Annotated in this window: 11 protein-coding genes and 1 pseudogene; 1 reads left to right on the top strand and 11 read right to left on the bottom strand. The window is 37.2% G+C overall.

What is annotated here, in order from left to right; genetic code table 11:
• Positions 1 to 454 precede the first annotated feature (454 nt).
• Together DS885_RS05420 and DS885_RS05425 are read right to left on the bottom strand one after the other, a co-directional pair.
• Positions 455 to 1,105, bottom strand: a complete 651-nt coding sequence (locus DS885_RS05420) for an ABC transporter ATP-binding protein (RefSeq protein ID WP_113818385.1) — start codon at positions 1,103 to 1,105, stop codon at positions 455 to 457.
• Between the two features lie 121 nt (positions 1,106 to 1,226).
• Complete coding sequence (locus DS885_RS05425; protein WP_181817701.1) at positions 1,227 to 3,257, bottom strand: HAMP domain-containing methyl-accepting chemotaxis protein; 2,031 nt, start codon at positions 3,255 to 3,257, stop codon at positions 1,227 to 1,229.
• Between the two features lie 312 nt (positions 3,258 to 3,569).
• On the opposite strand from DS885_RS05425, the gene DS885_RS05430 reads away from it, so the two are divergent.
• Complete coding sequence (locus tag DS885_RS05430; RefSeq protein ID WP_113818387.1) at positions 3,570 to 4,874, top strand: ABC transporter substrate-binding protein; 1,305 nt, start codon at positions 3,570 to 3,572, stop codon at positions 4,872 to 4,874.
• An 825-nt stretch (positions 4,875 to 5,699) separates the two neighbouring features.
• On the opposite strand, the pseudogene DS885_RS05435 reads toward DS885_RS05430, so the two are convergent.
• The 9 genes and pseudogenes from DS885_RS05435 to DS885_RS05475 all read right to left on the bottom strand — a co-directional run bounded on the left by DS885_RS05435 (position 5,700) and on the right by DS885_RS05475 (position 21,473).
• Positions 5,700 to 7,076 (bottom strand): annotated as a pseudogene (locus DS885_RS05435) (MBL fold metallo-hydrolase RNA specificity domain-containing protein).
• A gap of 186 nt (positions 7,077 to 7,262) precedes the next feature.
• A complete protein-coding gene (locus DS885_RS05440; protein ID WP_113818388.1) occupies positions 7,263 to 9,344 on the bottom strand; it encodes a sulfotransferase family 2 domain-containing protein in 2,082 nt (693 codons plus the stop codon).
• Between the two features lie 80 nt (positions 9,345 to 9,424).
• Positions 9,425 to 11,182, bottom strand: coding sequence for a glycosyltransferase family 2 protein (locus DS885_RS05445; protein ID WP_113818389.1), 1,758 nt, complete (start codon positions 11,180 to 11,182; stop codon positions 9,425 to 9,427).
• Between the two features lie 72 nt (positions 11,183 to 11,254).
• Positions 11,255 to 13,555: a glycosyltransferase family 2 protein gene (locus DS885_RS05450; protein ID WP_113818390.1), complete on the bottom strand. Its 2,301-nt coding sequence runs from the start codon at positions 13,553 to 13,555 to the stop codon at positions 11,255 to 11,257.
• Positions 13,555 to 15,714, bottom strand: a complete 2,160-nt coding sequence (locus DS885_RS05455) for a glycosyltransferase family 2 protein (protein WP_113818391.1) — start codon at positions 15,712 to 15,714, stop codon at positions 13,555 to 13,557. Before DS885_RS05455 ends, DS885_RS05450 begins: the two co-directional genes overlap by 1 nt.
• Positions 15,715 to 15,804: 90 nt before the next feature.
• On the bottom strand, positions 15,805 to 16,431 hold the full coding sequence (locus DS885_RS05460; RefSeq protein WP_181817702.1) for an SCP2 sterol-binding domain-containing protein: 627 nt from the start codon (positions 16,429 to 16,431) through the stop codon (positions 15,805 to 15,807).
• A gap of 96 nt (positions 16,432 to 16,527) precedes the next feature.
• Positions 16,528 to 18,006 (bottom strand): hypothetical protein, encoded by a 1,479-nt coding sequence (locus DS885_RS05465; protein ID WP_113818393.1) that lies wholly within the window; start codon positions 18,004 to 18,006, stop codon positions 16,528 to 16,530.
• Positions 17,999 to 18,667 (bottom strand): sulfotransferase family 2 domain-containing protein, encoded by a 669-nt coding sequence (locus DS885_RS05470; protein ID WP_113818394.1) that lies wholly within the window; start codon positions 18,665 to 18,667, stop codon positions 17,999 to 18,001. The genes DS885_RS05465 and DS885_RS05470 overlap by 8 nt, the downstream gene beginning before the upstream one ends.
• 37 nt (positions 18,668 to 18,704) lie before the next feature.
• Positions 18,705 to 21,473: a glycosyltransferase gene (locus DS885_RS05475; RefSeq protein WP_113818395.1), complete on the bottom strand. Its 2,769-nt coding sequence runs from the start codon at positions 21,471 to 21,473 to the stop codon at positions 18,705 to 18,707.
• Positions 21,474 to 21,830: the final 357 nt, after the last annotated feature.

Here is a 21,830-nt window from a genome sequence, read left to right on the forward strand (position 1 = left end):
GCAGGCTAAAGCCAGCGCCCCGAGTATTAGGCTTCGTCTAATTGCTATCGCATTGAGTATGGGTTCGCTCCGCTCAAGATCGCTAATAGTCATATGCGATTACTCGCATTCTGGCAGGCTAAAGACCTGCGCCCCTAATATCAAGCTTTGCTTGATAGCTATCGCAGTGTTTTGTGTGTTGGTGTTGAGTTTTACTGTTTTGAATGGTTCATCAGTTCGCTCCGCTCAAGGTCGCTAATCGTCATATGCGATTACTCGCATACTGGCAGGCTAAAGCCAGCGCCCCGAGTATTAGACTTCGTCTAATTGCTATCGCCTTGAGTGTGGGTTCGCTGCGCTCAAGGTCACTAATAGCCGTATGCGATTACTCGCATACTGGCAGGCTAAAGCATGCGCCCCGAGTATTAGACTTCGTCTAATTGCTATCGCATTGAGTGTGGTTCGCCCACCACCTCTATAACTCTTCGTAGACTTTAAGCGCTTCTTGCAGGTTATCGTAAAATTTCATTTCGCCTTGATGTAGGATAATTGCGCTGTCGCAGAACTCTTCTATCTCTTTCAAATCGTGGCTTACCATTATTACGTTGGCGGTTTTGCTTTTATCTAATAATGCCTGGCGGGCTTTTTTGCGGAATTTTTGATCACCTACAGAGGTCGCCTCATCAATCAAATACACTTCAAAATCAATAGCAATACAACAGCCGAAAGCTAAACGTGAACGCATACCACTTGAATAACTTTTCACTGGCAAATCATATTTAATGCCTAACTCAGCGAACTGCTTTACCTTTTCTTCATACTCATCTAGGTTTTCAACACCATTCACGCGGCCGATAAAGCGAGTATTTTCACGCCCCGTCATTTGTGGGTGAATCCCCGTTGCTAATGCCACTGGCCATGAAATCGCTTTATCCGTGACCACCTTCCCTTTATTAGGGTACTCACTACCCGCTAAAATTCGAAACAGTGTGGATTTACCTGCCCCATTCGAGCCTAAAATCCCAATATTATGCCCTTCTGGGATGATAAAATTAATATTCTTGAAGATATACTGAGGACCTAAATCAGAAGGATAATACTTAGTGAGGTTTTGTAATGTAATCATAGGTTGGCTAAGACTTTGTTAAAAAGTGGATGGTTAGCTTATCGTTATTAGCAAACTGGAGCAAGATAACGATAAACAAAACATCATAATTCGATAAGTCGCAATACACTAAGCCACAAGATTAACGCTCAAACACAAACTTAGCGACATTCTCTTGCAGTTTCTTAGCAATAGTTATTTGTGAGGTTGCTTCATCTTTTGCAGATTCCGCCTTGCTGTTGGTCTCGTTGGCTAACATTGCAATCTTGTTAATATTTTTGTCCAACTCACCCACGGTGACCGCTTGCTCTTCCGTTGCCGTTGAAATCAAGTAACTCAAATCTTGCACTTCAGACATCTTACTCTCAAAACTAGCAATAATTTCATCCGCCAACTTCGCCTGCTTAAGACTCTCATTAACCAAGCCTTCACTCTTAGTCGTTGCATCCACAGTTAACTTAGAATCGACCGTCATTGCCGATATTTTTTGTTGAATCTCTAAGGTCGACGCTTGCGTACGAGTCGCTAGAGTTCGCACTTCATCAGCAACTACCGAGAAACCTCTGCCCTGCTCACCTGCGCGAGCCGCTTCAATAGCCGCATTCAACGCCAGTAAATTAGTTTGATCTGCAATTTCAGTGATCGTATCAACAATATCTTCGATACTTTTTACACCATTATGCAAATCATTAATTGCCGATAACGTCACCTGTGTTTGTGAGGCTACTTGCTCAATACTATGATGATTATCCAAGACACGTTGGCGCCCTGTTTTAGACAACTCCACCGCATCCACAACGGCTTCGTGAGTTTTTTCAGTATGTTGCGCCACTTCATTGGCCGTTGAACTCATCTCCACCAGCGCCGTCGCCACCATGTTAAGCTCATCCTTTTGCTGATTCACAATTTCTAAAGTGCTCGTTGAACTATCTACCACAGAATCAACTGACGCTTCCACCTGTTTAGAAGAGCTTTCAATATCCAATACAGTCTGTTTTAAGTTATTAATCACCTTGCTTAAATAATTATTAAGTTGCCCAAATTCATCATTCACAGTAGAGGCAGGTATATCTCGCAATATCCCTTGTGATAACGCATCTAATTCCCCCATAAACCTTTTAATAGATTGACGGATCAAGCGCGTCATGGCGATCGACAACAACACAATACCGATCAAAATAGCCATACCAACCAATATACTAAGATTGTTTTGACTCTCAGTGCTGCTATTAATATCACTAGCTAATTGCCGATTTAAGGCAAAAGACTTATCCAATAACACACCCGTTAACTCACTTGCATGAGTGGTTTGAGCTTGCAACGTCGCAAAGTCAGCTTGTTGTTGCTCAATCAGCGCAATACGTTGCTCTTGAATCGCCAATAACCCTTTATCACCTTCGATAGCATCTAATAAAGACAAAGTTAACTCAGAAAGCTGACGCACAAAGCTTTGATAAAACGCATCGTTTGACGCAAAAATAAGGGAAGGTAATAAACTTGAGTGCTGATTTTGCCAATTAACAAATTGCTCTCGACTCACCGACAAATCCTCAATGGATTGCGCATTGGCAGTTTTTTCGATAATTAACATACCCGCAATCACCGAGCCATTAACCTCATTCACAATAGAGATAGTCGCTTCATCCTCAAGCTCAATTAGCGTATCTGATAAAAGCGGTGCAATTTTCTCTAATAGCCCATCAAGTGTCACAGTGATATCTTGTGTTTGCTTAATGGTCTCAACTATTTTCGCTTGTTTATCAATCAGTAACCTAGACTGTGCATCAACTGCTTGCATATCCGAATTAAGCTCCGACAAAGCATCACCAACAATATTGGCAAACTCACTGTTCAAAGGTAGTTCGGAGAATTCTTGTAAAGTGCTCGCAATCAGCTGGTTATTAGCACTCAATTGCTGTTCAGTTTGTTGGTATTCAGTATCCGTCTGGCTAGACAGTAATTTTAAAATTAACGGCTCAGTGGCATTCACTAATTCATTGGTTTTAGATGAGTAGTTAATAACAGGAGAAGACTCATTATTAATCAAGGTTAAACCGGCGATCACCTGCTTACCATTAATAAAACTAAACAACACCATACCAATAAACAAAACACCAATCAGCGAGAAGCTTAAGATGATTTTAGTGGAAAGATTGATATTAAAAATTTTCATAAATCCGTTTCGCCTGCTAAGGGTATCCATTTCCATAATAGATACTTTTCAATGATACTATTTGACTATATTTTTTACATTTTGTAAATTTAAACATCAGCAAACTATAACCAATTGAATACTCAAAGTAATTCAGCGGATTATACTAAAAAGCTAAATATTAAGCAGTGAAATACCCCACATAGCTGTATTTTTAAGCTTTGATTTTAAAGTAGCAATGCTATTATTTTGCTACTTGAACAAGCTAAACAACGGTTTATTAAACACATTGTTACCTTAGCTTGTACATAACACTTCCAGGATGGAAAGATAATGAAAAAAAACGCGCCCTTTATTCTTAGCCTTTTATCAATGGCATTCAGCACTAATGTATTCTCAGTTGACCTCAATATTGCAACCGTCAACAACGCGCATATGATGGAGATGAAAGCCCTCACGCCTGAGTTTGAACGTGATAACCCAGACATCAAACTGAAATGGCATATTTATAATGAAGGCAGTTTACGAATGCGTGCCATTGCCGATATTGCCTCTGCTGGCGGTCATTATGATGTGGTGACCATCGGCTTATATGAAGCGCCCATTTGGGCACAACGTAACTGGTTAATTCCACTAAAACCAGAAGCAAGCTACGATGAGAACGACCTACTTCCAGCGATCAAAGCCGGCCTATCGTTTGGTGGCGATCTTTATGCAGCGCCTTTCTATGGCGAAAGCTCAATGTTGATGTACCGTAAAGATATTTTAGAGAAGGCCAACATCTCATTTACAGGTCGCCCAAGCTGGACGGATGTTCAAAATGCAGCCAAAGCAGTGCATGATCCAGACAACGAGCTTTATGGTATCTGTTTGCGCGGCAAACCAGGCTGGGGTGACAACATGGCGCTAGTCTCAACTATCGCTAACAGTTTTGGCGGTCGCTGGTTTGATATGAACTGGCAACCTGAAATCAACAGCACAGCATGGAGCAAAGCCGTTAACTTTTATGTTAATCTGCTCAACAACTATGGTCCACCTAACCCAGAAAAAAACAGCTTCCCGGAGATCCTTTCTTTATCACGAGAAGGGAAATGTGCGATGTGGGTTGATGCTTCAATTGCCGCTTCATTTTTGATGGATGGGAAACAAAGCAAATACTCTGAGTTATGGTCTTATGCTGAAGCCCCTTATCAAGTCACCACCCGTGGTGCGAGTTGGTTATGGTCTTGGTCATTGGCAATACCCAAAGCGTCTAACCATGTTGATGCAGCTAAAAAATTCATTAGCTGGGCAACGTCTAAGGAATACATCAAAAAAATTGCAGGCAAAAATGGTTGGGCAAACATCCCTACCGGCACTCGCTTATCAACCTATAGCAACCAAGATTACATCAACGCTGTTGGTGACTTTGCCAAAGCAGAATTAGCGGCATTGAATGGCATAGATCCAAACAACAACACCTTCTATCCATCACCTTACTCAAGTGTGCAATTTGTTACCATCCCTGAATTTGTTTCCATCGCAGGCTTTACCGGACAAAAAATATCAGAAGCGCTACAAGGTAGCATCAGCGTAGAACAAGCACTAGACAGCAGCCAAAAAATCGCCCTCCGTGAAATGCGCAGAGCAGGCTACTAACCAACAGCCACCAAAGAAACATGGCGTCAAATCCCACGCCATGTTTTTCACAATCAGAATCAATGCCTTCGCTCATCGCATAACATTGCGATAGCTATCAAACAACGTTTGATTTAGGGGCGCTGACTTTAGTCTGCAGTTTTTTATGTCAAATAAACGAATGCATAGCGATAGCTATCAAGCAAAGCTTGATTTCGGGGCGCTGGCTTCAGCCTGCCAGTATGCGAGCCATCGCATACAACTATCAGCTTCAATGAGCGAAGCGAACTGATGAAGCATTCAAAACATCAAAACACTAAAACTCAACACACTAAATTCAAAAGAAGCAGGCTGAAGCATGCGCCCCAAGGTCAAAACATGTTTCGTAATTTTTATAGATAACATAAATAATAAAACTACAATTGTTTCGTTGAACTAAAAAACAAACACAAATGAGAAGCGGCAGCTATCAAGCAAAGCTTGATTTCGGGGCGCTGGCTTCAGCCTGCAGATCTTTTTGTGTTGGTTTTTAGGTTTTTTCTATCTTTTCAATTACAAAGCAATAACCCCAAAATCGACACACAAAACCAAAACACTGCAGACTAAAGTCAGCGCCCCTAAAGATGTATCGTAAGTTACATTACATGCACTCAATACAAGTAAGCTAAACTCAATAGCCCAAAGTCAACACACAAAACCAAAACACTGCAGGCTGAAAAAAGGAATCGCAGAGCTCTTCCGCTCATTGCTCTAGCCTGCCGGCTAATTCGCCCAGCGCCTCTAAAGATGTGTCGTAAATTGCCTTACATTCGCTCAGCGCCCCAAGGCCAACACAAAAACGCATTATTACGGTATCGTCACTATCAACTCATCATCCAATGCGATGAGTTTTGCTTTCAATGCCAGCTTTGCTTCATCATCACCGTGTACTATCACTACTTTTGCAGGGCCTTTACGAATACGCTTAATAAAATTTACCAAATTAGATTGATCTGCATGTGCTGAATAGCCGGAAATAGTATGCACGCCGGCTTTTATATCCAATTTAGCCCCATCAATAAACACATAACCACCGCGTGGACCATATTGCTGAATTTGACGGCCTAAGGTGCCATAAGCTTGATACCCCACAAACAACACATCTGCGGTTGGCTCACTAATAAAGCGTTTTAAATAATTGACCACCCTGCCGCCGCTACACATCCCACTGGCAGCAATCACAATCGCAGGCTTATCACGTTTAGCCAAATACTCCACTACCTGAATATGCTCTTGATGTGTATCTACCGTATACAAGGCATCAAAATTAAGTGGTTGCCTGCCTTGCTTAACACACCTTTTAGCTTCCGCATCCCATAACGTTTGAAACGCTTGATAATGTTCTGTGAACTTAGCTGCCATTGGAGAATCCACAATCACCTCAATATCCGCTAACTTTTTAAACTTAGCTTTTGCGGTGATCTGCTCTAACTCATAAAGCAACTCCTAAGTGCGCCCAATGCTAAAAGCGGGAGTAATGACGACTCCATTATCACTAATCGCCTTAATTAACACCTTTTCCAAGCTCTTAGCACGCTCACGACGCCCTTGATGATCCTTATCACCATAGGTACTTTCAATCACCACAATATCTGCTTTATAAGGGCTTTTAGGAGATGCTAACAAAGGCGAATAATTCGCACCTAGATCCCCAGAAAAAACAACACGACTAGATACTTCAGTAACAGGCTTAACATCCACCTCGATATAAGCTGAACCAAGAATATGACCCGCGGGCTGGAACTTAATTTTGGTTTTAACCTCCCCAACTAAATCAAGCACAAACCAGCGCTTATAGGGCACTGCAATCAACTGCTCACTTAAACGCGACAAACACGCCTTAATAATTGATTGATTACGCGTCACGCCGACTTTCAACGCATCTTCAATCACCATAGGCAATAAGGCCGCCGTGGCTTCAGTCGCGATAATAGGCCCAGAAAAACCAGCGGCTAACAAATAAGGAAGGCGACCAACATGGTCGATATGGCAGTGTGTGACTAATAAAGCTTGTACCGTACTAATATCAAACTCGATGGATAACAGGTCATCATCACCTCGTCCTGACGTTTCAGCCCCCTGAAACAAACCACAATCCACCAACACACTATTCGATGAATCAATCACTAATTGATGGCACGAACCAGTCACACCATTAACTGCACCGTGATGAAGTATTTCCATGCCCCCTCCTGAAACTCATTAGCTAAATCACTGCAATGAGTATGATCCAAGAGCCAATAAATACAAAAATAGCGTGTTTGAAATGAGAGGAGAAAACAAAAATAGAAGGGCCAATAAACAAAAAGCACCGTATCCACTTATAACCAGAATACAGTGCTTTTCTTTTATATGACCAAATTCAGGTAATTACTTTTTAACAGTTAACGGCTTAAAGGTAAGTTGCTGCCCTGTTTCCTTAGCAAACACCTCAATCTTATCGCCTTTTTTACAATGGCTAGATAAAGGTAAATGCACACCGATATAACGCTCACGCGGGAAGTTAACTTTAGGCTGACCACCATAAAAACCATCAGCAATTATCGTTTCAATGAGTTCACCATTACACAACACCTCAAATTCAACCGCATCTGAAGAATGACTATAATAAGCACAACCAATCAACACATTATTAGGGTTAATCGCAAAATGACTATACACCCACTGTTTATTCTCTTGGGTTAACGCCATACGTTGTTTGTGAAGAAAGCGCACTTGATTAACACAGGCAATATCTGCTTTATTTTGCTCGCTAATCTGCTTTCTCAACGCCACTGAAACAGCCTCTTTTTCAATGGTCTTTTTCTTATTTACATTAGCATTTTTCACATCTAATTGAAGATCATAATAACCATTAATCAAAGCAACACTTTCATCATAACAATCCGTCAAACCAATATAGCCAATCAGGCCAAGTGGCATCGGGTTTAAATTCTTCCGTTGAAAATTAGACGCTGCAGGACGCTTTAGGAATTGTTCAATGTCCCCTTTGAAACCATGATGAGTAACATAATGATTAAAATGAGAAATCACTTGCTCAACAGGATCTCGCACAAACGCAATGATATGGCGAGCAGACACCATATCCGAATATTGAGGAAAACTAACATGCCCCGAGATCCAAGTATGCTGCATCGTTTTTAATTGGCTTTTCAGTGCAAAAGGCGATTTCGCTTTATAAATAGTCTCTTTTATTTCTTCAGCCGTAAATTTGGATTTATCACCGTAATCTCCTAATACAACAAACTTGTCTTCTAATGCCCGTCTAAAACTAGTTCCAGCTGTTTTAGGGATATGAATAAAGAAAAAATTATGATTTAACTCAATTTCACTCAATTCTCTAGATTCAGTTATTGAAAATCGGTTTTCTTTATTACCTTTGAAAGCACTATTAACTCCGTTAATAAAAATGGATTTTTCATCATTATTTAACCATGGGTATATGTATTTCTTATTGTTTTTCAAAGATTTTTTCAATAATCGATTACGTTGAATATCATCCTCACTTTTATGTGTAGGCGCATCTTCTGAGAGTAATCCTGTATTAATACATGGGAATCCTAGTGTACTTCCCATCAAACCATTAAATCCAAGCTTAAGAAAACGTTGAGTCCACTCTACATGGCCACAACCATACCCTTTGAAAATAGGGTTTAAATACCCATTCTTTTCAAAGGCGGCTAAACTAGTTGCAGTGCATTGACCAGTTACCGCTTTAGAAATAAACGGAGAATGAATTTCTCCATTTCCTTTTATTAGCTTAGCAGGACTTATAACGCGTTTGTGTGCAAAATTAACATGCCCCCACGCCAGTGCAGTTAAAGCCCATCTTTCATCCCAGTTTTCAGCAATAGGTGTACAGTCATCTTCCAGCAAAATACTTACATCGCAGTGTTCAATTTCATGTAAGTAATAAAGCGCTCTATTTTTATTCGCTACGACACCTGTATTCACCTCGCCCATACAAGGAATATTATTTTTATCACACCATGCTTTAGTCCCATCTTGACTGCCGTCATCAGCAACCACCAATGCAGTATTGTCATTAGAGAAAACTCTAATATTATTAATATTATCTTGTAATCGCTTTAGACGATTGTAAGTAATAACCGCCACACCAATTTTAATATTCGCTAAAGCACCTTTCTCTAATGACTTAACATCTACAAAGTGGATAGAAGCAGAGGGAGCAAAATAACGAAATAGAGTAAACAGTTGATACGCTTGTACTGGATAATTACCCTCAACAGCGACAACCAAATCTTGTAAATATTGCAATTGTTTGAATGTTAAATGAGAGCAACACTTAAACCACTCTATATTAAGATTTACAGCTTCAAGTGATAATAGTTCAGAGTCTATCACTCCATTTTTTTGATAATCAGCAAACCCTTTAGGGGCAATTTTACCTTGAACACTTCTATGAATTTTATTTACAATTTTTTTTAACATTATTGTTTATTACCAACATAAGTTTAATTATCTTACCCAGACGCTCCATTTAGAATATTTTCTAGCGCTCAAATTAATATTCAGCGCAAGGTAAAATCTTCTCTGTCCAAAGTAAGCCATTGGCTATAACACGGGTCATGCAATAACTGCTCACCCCATGTTTTTTTCATGTAATTCACTTCACTAGCAAAACGCGCTTGTTTTTCAGGGGTATCTTCTGTACCACGACTAATCGATTCATGATGTACCATTTCAATGTAGGGAGACCATAAATTGCGATACCCTGCTTGTTGAACCTTTAGACAAAAGTCCACATCATTAAAAGCAACCGTCAAATGTTCTTCATTAAAACCACCGACCTCTTCAAATACCTCTTTACGAACCGCCAAACAGGCTGCAGTCACAGCCGATAAATTTTGAACGACTTGTAAACGTTTAAAATAACCTGGATGCCCTTTCGGGAAATATTTATGAGAATGCCCTGCAACGCCCCCTAACCCGGTGATCACTCCGCCATGTTGTAGTTTACCATCGGGATAATAGAGCTTAGCACCGACACAACCAATATCAGGGCGACTCATATTCGCGACCATCTCTGTTAACCAAGACTCAGACAGTATTTCAATGTCATTGTTCATTAATACTAACAACTCACCTTTTGCTTGAGTAAATGCAAAGTTATTAATCGCAGAATAGTTAAAAGGCTTATCGTATGAAATAAGTCTTATCTTACCTTCCGCTTCAAGCGCCTTGAAATACTCCACACTAGCCAAATCATCGGACTGATTATCTATCAGTAAAATTTCAAAATGAGGGTATGAAGTTTTTTTATAGAGTGAGTGAATGCATTGCTTAACCAGTTTTTTAGCATTCTTAGTAGGAATGATAATTGAGACTAAAGGTTGTGACTCTGTAATTGGCCAATTTACCTTGTAAGTATTAGCTAGCTTCCCCTGCTCAACAGAAACAACTTGCCCAGCTAACGCATTTTGTAATGCTTTCAAACCGGCCTGTTCAGCATAAGACTTTTCAGACTCTGCCAAAGCAGTAGAACCTTGAATAGCTCGCCAATGGTATAGCACATAAGGCACATGCACTATTTGTTGGTCATGACACTTAGCCACACAACGTAATAACAAATCATAATCCTGGCTACCTTCAAAACCAACACGAAAGCCACCTACCGATTCCACTAACGCTCGCTGATAAACACCAACGTGAGAGATGTAATTCATGGAGTACAATAAATCACGATTCCACTGAGGTTTAAAATGAGGCGTTACTCGCTCGCCTTTATCAGTTATTTTATCTTCATCACTATAAAGTACTTGTGTGTCAGGACTGTTATGGATCGCTTCAGCCATCGCAGACAACGCATCACTGTGCAACAGATCATCATGATCCAACAACACAATATAATCACCAGTCGCCGCAGCTAAACCATCATTAGAAGCTTGTGATATATGACCATTTTCAACTCGTTGAATAACAGTAATTCGCTTGTCTTCCATTAACGAGCTGAGATAATCAGTTAACGCTTGATCTTTAGAGGCATCATCAACCAGTATTAATTGCCAATGATGGTAACGTTGCAATAAAACAGACTCAACCATCTCTTTAAATAAAGTCAGATCAGGTTGATAGATAGGCACAACAATAGAAAAAGTAGCTTTTAATCGATTAAGCTTGATGCCTGAAAGTAACTTATCTTGAGCCGTTTTTATTTCAGAATAGCCGCCATCAATAGGTAGCTTCATAAAAAATTTTCGGTATAAACGCGCAAGCCAATCAATTTTTTTTAACTGATTGCGTATAATAAAAGGGATTAATTTGATCATATAAAACGCTTATGTAAAGTAATTAAAACCACTACAAACGCATTTCTATAGTGGCTTTAAAATTGCTAAATATTAACTACCTTGCTTGAGCTTTGATTCATAACTAATTATTTTTCTTTTAATTATTAACCCTTTAGGCCTTCCTATTAAAGCTATCCTCATTAGATCTAAAGACACATTCAGGTCAAAACGCTCCATATGAATAGCTAAATCTCTTAACCTATCAACAGGTCTCTCCATTTTTAGTAATCGATCACCAAGGGTTCTCATACGGGAATGTAAAAGAGGGAATGCACTAGTACCATTTAGTACAGTGTAATAGGTTTCAATATTTTCAAGTATTTCTTCATCACTAACGTTTAAGATCTGTTTTGCTCTGCCTTTAATTTCACTTCTTTCTTCGTTTAAAATTTCACGCAAACTGCATGTAGAAATAAAAGCATTAAGACTTTCATAATAAACATTTAAAGTTTCTTTCGGAATATCTAATTTTAATAAGCCAGGCTTTACAAAAATCCCATTACGATTATTTTTCAACCTTAATGTAGATGCAGGCCTTTTCCTTAGTAATAAAGCTAAATACTCTAAATCTGAGCGAATCATTCGATGAAGAATAAAGCCTTTTTGATTGCTAGAAAAGTTTATTTGAGATATTTCCCTATGCTTACCTTCAACAAAAGGTAAGCCACTTGCATCAATATGTAAGCCATTTTTTTCACATAATAATGGGATATGAACAGTAAATTTTTTAATCTTTTCAAAAGCACTTCTTGAGATCACAGTTTTAACTTGTGGCCGAATATAGTATTCATTATTTGCAAATGGAGGCAAAAATTCCTCACTATCAACTCCTTGACAAGCCCAATGAATTGATAACATTTCATTTTCAGGAAAAGAGCCAATAAAATCGTTTATATTTTTTTTAAAACATTTTGGATAGAAAAACTCATCAGCATCTAGACTTAAGCAATGTGTAACATTCTTATTTTTAAAAACTTCGTTAGCCAAAAAACTGTAGGATAACCTTTGCATATTAGGGTTAATTCCGCTTTCGTCAGAGTCTTTATCAATCCAATCTGTAATGAAATACTTAACGGATTGATACTTACTACAAATCTTATCTAAAACCTCAATCGTCCTATCTGATGTTCTATTTACAGCTAAATAGATATGATTAAAACCGAAATGATGATAATGATGAACCCATTCATGAATATATGCAGATTCATCTTTAATAACTGCTATAACAGCAGTTTCATTACAAATAGCTGGGTTACTTTTTTTATTTTGGAACATAGTTAATAAAGACATAATATGATTATCTTCAGGGTTTAGCTTTTTTGCTTTTTCCATAATTAGAATTGCACTTTCTAAATAATCCTCGTTTAAAAAAGCAGCCAATTTACATAAAAAATCACAAAACTCTTGAACTTTATTATTTTCCTCTTTATCCATAGCCCATCTAACGACATCTTGAAGTACTTTTGTCTCATTTACTTCTTTTGTTTGTTCGTTAATTGTCTGCTCTTTAGAGTTTTCTAACTTAATAAAATCATTATTGTGAATTAAATTGTCATTAATCCACTTTAGATCTTTTGTCGCATGCTTCTTTGTTTTCTCGAGCAACTCATCATCATAAAAAACGGCTGTAGACTGCTCAGGGGAGAGGTTTATGAGATAATCAGAAATTTCAGTTGAAAAAACACCTTTATGTAGCTCGTTCATTTTTCTTAATACTTCAGACTCAATGAAGGTGAGACTACGATTAACTTTTTTATTTTTTACAACAAATTTATTTGCTTTAATGCCTAATAATTGAGCAAAAGAATCGTATATATCAGCTTTACAGCTATCGTAATTTAAAACGGTCAGTTCATTCTCAAAAACTTTATTGTAGTTCTCGAGAAAGCGCCGTTGTGGCTTATACCCCATACCTTCTCTTTCCCCGAATCGAAATGTAAAGCCATGCCTCTTTACCCCTTGTAAATAGTTAGAATAAAGTAACTCATAAACACTTCTCGCATAAGCAATAACATTTACCGATATATTATTTTTTTGACAAATATCATTTACCATCTTTATGGCCAAAGGAGATATATTCTGTAATGTTTCACTACTGATAATGGCTTTTTTATTCTTTTTAAAATATACGCTTAATATTAACCTTTCAGCCTCTTCCCAGTTTTCACTATTGCAAGCATGAAATAACAAAACACCGTTACCTGCTGTAATCTTTCCATCTTTAGCACTAGGGTTTAAATCAGCATAATCCACGCCTTGCTTGCTCAATTTTTCGACATTCAACGATAGCCAAGATTGAATAGCTGATGAACCCGTTTTGCTAAGCCCAATATGTATATATAACTTTTTCATTATTTACCCACCGAAAAATCTTCGCGCTCTACGCTTAAATTTGGACTATAACAAGGGTCTGCTTTTTTATCTGTATTCCATGTGTCTTTCATATAATCAACTTCTTTATTAAAACGCGCGACTTTTTCTGGGTTATCTTCCGCACCACGACTGATAGATTCATAATGGTATAACTCTGCATACGGCGTCCACAGATTTCTATACCCTGCAGCCTGTACCTTCAAGCAAAAATCAACGTCATTAAAAGCCACTTTTAAATCTTCTTCATTTAAGCCATTTACTTCATCAAAAACAGATTTACGCACTAACAAACAAGCAGCTGTCACGGCAGATAAGTTTTGCACTAACTTCAAACGATAAAAATACCCTGGATGGTCACGAGGGAAGTACTTATGAGAGTGTCCAGCAACACCACCTAAACCGGAAATAACACCAGCATGTTGAATAGTGTCATTATCAAAGTACAACATCGCACCAACACAACCAATGTCTTTACGCTGGGCATGAGAAACCATTTCAGTTAGCCATTCAGGTGTAATGACTTCTACATCATTATTAACTAAACCAATGATTTCACCTTTAGCTTGCTTAGCAGCAAAGTTGTTAATAGCAGAATAGTTGAACGGGTAAGGATAACGAAGCACTGTTATTTTCTCGTGCTTATCAAGCTCTTCAAAGTATTCTAGCGCAATTGGATCATTAGAGTTATTATCTACGAGCAAAATCTCATAGTTTAGATAAGTCGTTTTTTCTAAAATAGAATCAATTGCTTGCTTAGTAATATCATAACCGTTGTAAGTTGGGATAATCAGCGACACTAAAGGTTCCTCAGCAATTTGCCAACTAACCTTGTACATATTAGCACCCGCGCCCTTTTCAACCGTAACGTATTTATTTAAAGCTTCAAAGTGGTCTTGTAACGCTTTAATACCTGCATCCGTCGTGTAAGTTTTCTCTTCAGAGGCAAGCGCTGTAGAACCTTCTACCATACGCCAATGGTAAAGTACTTTAGGAATATGCACGATATTAGCATCGTCTATTTCACGTGAATAACGCAACAGTAAATCGAAGTCCTGGCTGCCTTCATACCCTTTACGGAAACCACCAATTTTATGAACAATATCTGTTTTATAAATACCAAGGTGAGAGACATAGTTTTGGCTGTATAAAAGGTCTAAATTCCAATCAGCTTTAAAATGAGGGCCACTACGCACACCATCTTCATCTATCTTATCTTCATCACTGTAAATCAGCTCAGTTTCAGGCTGTTGATTTAGGACTTCCACAACATGGTATAGCGCATGCACATGTAATTCGTCATCATGGTCTAACAATGCCGACCATTCACCTGTAGCAACCTCCAAGGCACTGTTACTTGCTTCTGAAATATGCCCATTCTCTTCACGGAAGACAACTTTAATACGCTTATCTTTTGCGGCGTATGTTTCTAATACTTCACGAACATCTTCATTTGGTGATTTATCATCAGCTAAACAAAGCTCCCAATTGTCGTAAGACTGTTTAATAACAGATTCAATACACTCAATGAGTAGTTGTTTTTCAGGGTTATAGACAGGAACGATGATAGAAATAAGTGGCTTATGTTTGAACTCTTTAATGTTTTGTAATGCAAGAGAAGTTGTCACCACTTCATGGTTATTAATCCATTCTTGGTAAGACTGAGAGCTAGCTGAGTTCGATTCGGTTCTAAAGTCACAGTACGCACGATTTTCAGCACAACCATGATTCACAAAGTGTAATAACAGGTTTGCTTCCCACCCTGCTAAATCCGGGTTCTGTGCAACATAAGCAGAGGGCGAAAAATACGGGTTAGGTTTACGCCCTTCTGCTTCACCATGTTCAATGTAGTGCCATAATGGGTTTAAATTAGCTTCTTTAACGTCGGCATTTTCAAATAAATAATAAGCAGTAGAAAAGTGTGGGTGCGGGTTATAAAACTGATTAGCACCTTCAGCTAAATAATGATCTAATGCACTGTTATAGGGGGTATATTGCCCGTATGTACTTACATAAAAAGTTTCATCGAATAGGCCTGACGCATTAACATCATCAAAAATATCTTGGCTAACATATTTACACTTACTTGAAATTCCTAATATTTTTTTTATTTCATATTTAACTTTAGTTGTTAATTTCATGTTTATTTACCATTAAAAGAAGGTTTATATATGTAAGGGCTAAGGCTACTCGTCTTAAGTAAAAGTTCACAAAACAGCCTAATAATTACTCTACTTTGTTAATAACGCTTTATACTGCAACACTTTTTTATTAATAAAAGGGCCTTTGGGTCTTGCTTGCTGCGCTAACAGCATTAAAGATAACGCTTTAGGCAAGTTAGCTTTTTCTAATTTAAGAGCGGCATCTCGTATGAAGTCCACATCATCTTTATTTTTCAAATCACTTAATATTACCGTTTGAATATCAATTCTTTTTGACTCATTCTTAATTCTAAGAAAAGAGAAAAGACGTTCCGAAACTTCATTCAGACGTTTTTCATCCAAATTAGATACTAACCCCCTCATAGCTATAATTAACTCATCATCACCTTTAAGTTTTATCTTGCCTGTTTGTAAAGCACCTAATATTGAACCTTTATCTTTTAAGTTGATTGCCGTATCAAAATCAAGGTTCACTTCAAGGTTAAATTCTCTTGATTTTATGGGGCTAAAGGTGGAACTTTGATAAATAACAGTCCAGTTTTTTTTAAGTTCATTAACTTTAATATTAACTATTTTATGATTAAATTTGGACAACTCGTGCTGAGTAAAAATATAGTTTAATGCTTTACAAATAGCTTTGTTTTGAAGAGTCGATGGGGTAAGCGCTAAAGCTGTGGAGATGATTCTTTTTTTCATACTAATCCGTAGTTTACAAGAGGATCCATTAAGCATTTAATCCTACAGAGTCCTATGAAAATTTCATCTTTTTTATCTATTAAAAAGATTAATAATTTAATTAATATTTTTATTTATCTTTTTAATAAGCTGACTAGTTTCTCGCTCAACTCTATCTCTAGTTAACATTCCATTTGAATAAACATGATTATAAACAGAAATTTTATCGATACTTAGATTTCCTTTATAGACTTGAATATCAATTTCATTGAGCTTCTTACATTTTATTATTAGTAATTTAGCAGCTTCATCGAAGCGTTCACCATTAACACTGAAGTGCAAAAAGTCATCCTTGGATGTACATTTCACTTCTAATATCGCTTCTTTCAAAGGCTCTTTAAGCTTTTGAAATAAGGTCGCTCCATCTCTTAAAATTAAAGTATTATCCAGCTCTTCCGTAAAAGATGACTCCCAGCCCTTAAGGGATAACTCAAATGCCCCGTTAAAAACTTTATCATTAGTCCAGTCAAAAATCCCCCAAATTCCATACCCAGAAGTTCCTGAAGATAAAACAGGTAAAATGCCAGATAAGAAATCATTATGAATTTCTGGTTTAATTCTTCCAAAATTAGGGTATTGAGGATTAGAGATATGGAAATTTAATTGATCAATAAAAGGTAGTCCGCGTTGCACACTGTTTGCCCTAAAGGAATTCACAACCTTAGAAAAGTGATCAATAGCCTCTCTAGCAGTAAAAGCTTTATTGCTTTTTTCTCCAATCATCGGATGATAATAAATAGCATCAACTTTAATATGCTTTTTGCTATAATTTGAGTCTAAACTTCCATCAATAGCGGATAAATCTGAATCAATTCTGTGTTCATAAACTATATCATCATGCTTAAGCGCAAATTTAGTAAGTGATATTATTTTTAATAAATAAATATTATCAAAAAAGAAATGTAACTCTTTAAAAAGTGCTTCGTTAAAAAGTGGTATAACGACCTCATTCAAACTGTTTAAATTACACTTATAAATTAGGTTCAATTCTTCAACAGAGTAACTTGCAGATAAATAATCCTGAAAACCACACCCTTTAGCGATAGCCAACCTATTTTCAAGTGTTACGTTTTCATTGCACCTTAATACAGACCAATAGAAATCTTCCCAACATAAGAAAAACTTATAATTAATATTGAAGCTCGCAACAATATTTTCAATCGTTTTGATATAATCTACCCAAGAGTGTTGAAGTTTTTTATTAATAAAAAACTTCCTATATCTCTCGAAAGTATTAATGTTTTCAGTAGAGTTAGACCATAAATAACCAACCCTTAAAATTAAATTAAAGTTTTGTAACTTAATAATAGAACAAATAAAACTTAAACGATTTAATAACTCTTGATCATAAGTAATTGGATCTATTTTAGTTTGAAAAGGCGACCACGGAAGAATTAAGATAATAGTATTAAAACCATGTAATTTAATTATTTCAAAATCACTTTCGACCTTATTTTTTTCAAAAGTATTCCAAAAGTTTCCCATGGAACATTCACCAAAATAATGAGTAGCTTTAACATATTGATCTTTAAACAATTTTTTTATAACCTAAAAATGCAAAATCTCTAGCATAAAAGGAATTTATTTTTTCAATTGCCTTTTCATTCAACTTATAACTTCCTTCAGTTTTATTTAACTGAGGGCTCTCATTTACATCAACGCTTACACCTTCTATTTGAGACATTATTCTTGCTAGATCTTCATCTAAAGTTTCTAACTTCCCAACATAATCAACAATCACTTTATTTCTATCATTTACATCAGTCAGCCAAAATACTTGAGGTCTAAAAATAGAGTCAGGTCCATCTGAATCTTCCCACATAGAAGAAAGGACATACTCATTAATATCTTTAAAGCTTTCTAATTTCTCTTTGATTGGCGCTGGCGTACCGCCCCATTTTAATAAAAATTTATAAGTAGAAATAACACGGTCATAAGGGTTGCGAACAATACTGAACTTATACATGTTATCCCATGCATCTTGACCAATAACATTGCGAATATTTGATGCCGCAGAGTGTTTACACAAACCAAACCTATTTTTGTAAGCTGGTTGAATAGACTCACCAAAATGAGTACCACCTATCTCCAAGTCTTTATAGGTAGTATATTTTGCCAACACATTAGTCACAGAGGTTCCTGCCGCTTTCGGGACATGTACAAATACAAACTGTTTTGAATTATTAATAATTGCCATAGATAAATGTAAGGCTTACACCTTACATCCTTATATTTTATTTACTTGAATAGACACCAACACTTTCAAAAATACTTTTAAATACTTTTTTACCGTGTTCAAAGGAGTACTTCGCTTCGACTAAGGTTTGGCTATTTTCTGCAAATTTAGTCCACAATACAGGGTCATCATATAACTTAATAATTGCATCTACCCACTCTTGTGGTTCATTCGCAATTAGGGTGCTAATACCATGCGTTAATCCAGTACCTTCAGCAGCAACTTCACTTAAAATAGTAGGGGAGTTATAAGCCATTGCTTCTAATACTTTACCTTTAATACCTGCGCCAGACAATAAAGGAGCGACAAAAAGCCTATGGTCATGATAAACACTGTCTAATGACTCTGCAAAACCAACAATTTTAATATTATCAGTTTCAAGTTCTTTCATCTTTTCAGGCATATTACTACCAAAAACATATAACTTAATATCTGGGCGTATTTTAAGCAGTAATGGCATAATTTCTTGCGCTAAATAGTGAACCGCATCCCCATTAGGGGTGTGGTTAAAACCACCTAAAAATGCAATACCTTCACGACTATCAAAGCTTGGGCCTTGTGCTTTTTCCTCTAAAACCCAAGGGGTAATATGCAACTTTTCAGCCTCTAAAATATGGCTTGTAATAACCGCATGCTCGGTGCTGTTGTAACATAGAATCGCATCAACTTTTTCACAAACAGCTAACTCATCACTTCGAGTGACTAGCGCCTTTTCTAAAGCTTTTGGATCTTTAGCACCTTTTAAAGCAGCTCTCATCTCACGAAGGAAATGTAGATCTGCATTATTAAAGATAATTTTTGCATTTGAGTGCTCACGGATATAAGGGATATACTCCTGTGCAATATGGTAACGAGTAATATAAACCGCATCCATTTCATCAAGCCTTTCTTCAAGCACATGAGCAACACTTTGATAAAATGGAGCATAGAGTACTTCTACACCCATTTTTTGTAGATCAGTTGTATACTTACCAAAATGCGCTAAGTTAGCTGGAATAAACGTCACTTTAAATCCAAGTGACTGAATTAGCTTCATCTCCTGAATAGCAGCATAACTACCAGCATCTTTATTTGGCATAGGTGAAGCGTAATCGATAACTAGCACTCGTTGATCAATGTTACGATCTTTATCAAAGCGAAGGTTATGAAGACTAGGAGAGCCGTTATTGCTATATGTTTTAAACCATTTTTTTCTAAACGTCTCTTCGTTAACCACTTGATAACGTTTTAAGCCTTTATTCAAATCAGTCCCATGACTCCGTCCTTCAAAGTGCGTGACAACAGAATGAGGAACATAAACGGTTTTGTAACCAGCCTCTCTTACTTTAAAAGCTAAATCAGTATCTTCATAATAACATGGGGCTAACTCTTCACTAAAGTGCCCTACACCATGCCAAATATTACTTTGAATGCACATAGCCGCACCAGTCAAATAATCCACTTCTCGTGCATAATTATATTCAGGCGCTAAAGGGTGACTATCGCGCCCAACGTTCCATGGTTCACCTGTTTTCCAAACTAACCCACCGGCTTCTTGCAAAGAACCATCCAAATTGAGTAGTTTAGATCCAGTCATACCAATATCAGGGTCGCTTTTCATCTTATTAATTAATTCATCAATCCAGAATGAGTTCACCTCAGTATCATTATTTAAGAATATAATGAATTCGCCTTTGGCTTTTTCTGCAGCTCGATTACAACTACGTAAAAAACGCAGGTTTTCAGTGTTTCTAGAAACAACAAGGTTTCCAATAATTGACTCAGCGATAGCTGTTTCATCATCAGAACAGTCATCAGCTAAAATCACTTCGTATTTAGTTTTGTTGTAAGCTAAAGCAATAGACGCAATACAATGATAAGTTAATTCAAACTTATTAAAAGCAGGAACAATAATCGACACTTCAGGTTCCTGACATTCAGGTAAAGTAAAAGCGGGGAAGGTTTTTCTTCCTTCGTAACCTTCCACAATAACATGGTGAATAGCAGATATATTAGCCGGGTTAACACTTACATCACCTTTTGCTAAAGCATCCAATTGATATTGTAGTGACTCATAACGACTATCTGCTTGCTTACTCATTCCAAGAAAACCAGGCTTATTGTAGCTATCCTTCAAATACAACCAAGGAGTTTGAATGCACTGTACCGAGAAATAACCAGTGGCAATAATTTCAGGGGTCCCTAAAACGCCAACTTTAAATAATTTACGTTGGCCATCTTGCAATGTAAGTGGAATTGGCTGTCTTATTTGAATTTCAGTTTGGTCTGTATTAAATACTAGACGATGAATCACTTTATCTTCATGAAATAATTCTACCGTTTTTTCCCCTAACGGTTTTTTAGAGACTAAGCGCGTCACAATATGGCCATGCTCTTCTCTTACTATTTGCCCATAAACACCATTATCCTCTATGAGGATTTTCTTAGGCTCCGCCTCTATTTTTTGTAGCGTATCCGCTTCAACAATGGTTAGCTCTATTTCGCCATATAAAAATTCTGGCCAGCTATCCATTACCGTTATCTCAAATGCATGTTGTCCACTGTGGATACCTGCATCCTCTAAATCTTTTCTATAAATATTGGCACACCCACTGCCTATAACTTGTTCATTGCAAATAACGTGTAGATTTATATATCTATTATTTTCATTAGCGACAGCCCATCCCTTGACTGTACCCGTATCGAAACTATCAATAGAGCCTCGTAACGTTTCGGTAACTTCTTCAGAGGCGTGCTCGAGAAGTTGCTCTTTTTTTTCTTCTGTCATTTGTTTTGCCTTTTTCTTCCATATCTATTCTAGTGAAGATATTAATGAATACTTTCAACATTTAAAGGTCATTAAAAGCGGAAAGAACACTAACAAGCTCCTAAATTATCTACTTAACCCAGTAAAGAATCTGATCTGATATGCAATCACACCTGATTCATCACCTACAAAATACTAATTGAGTAAATTAGTTGAGTGTATAACCTGTCAATTGCTCACACTAAATAATTGATAATTTAATAAAGCGCCTAAGTTAGCAACCTTGTTATAGCAGTTATACTGATTAAAATAAATCTTATAAAAAAGGGAAAATCCAATTTTCCCTTTTAATTCAAAAAATTAACGTCTATATAATAA

This window comes from Psychromonas sp. B3M02 (assembly GCF_003318165.1).
Classification (GTDB): domain Bacteria; phylum Pseudomonadota; class Gammaproteobacteria; order Enterobacterales; family Psychromonadaceae; genus Psychromonas.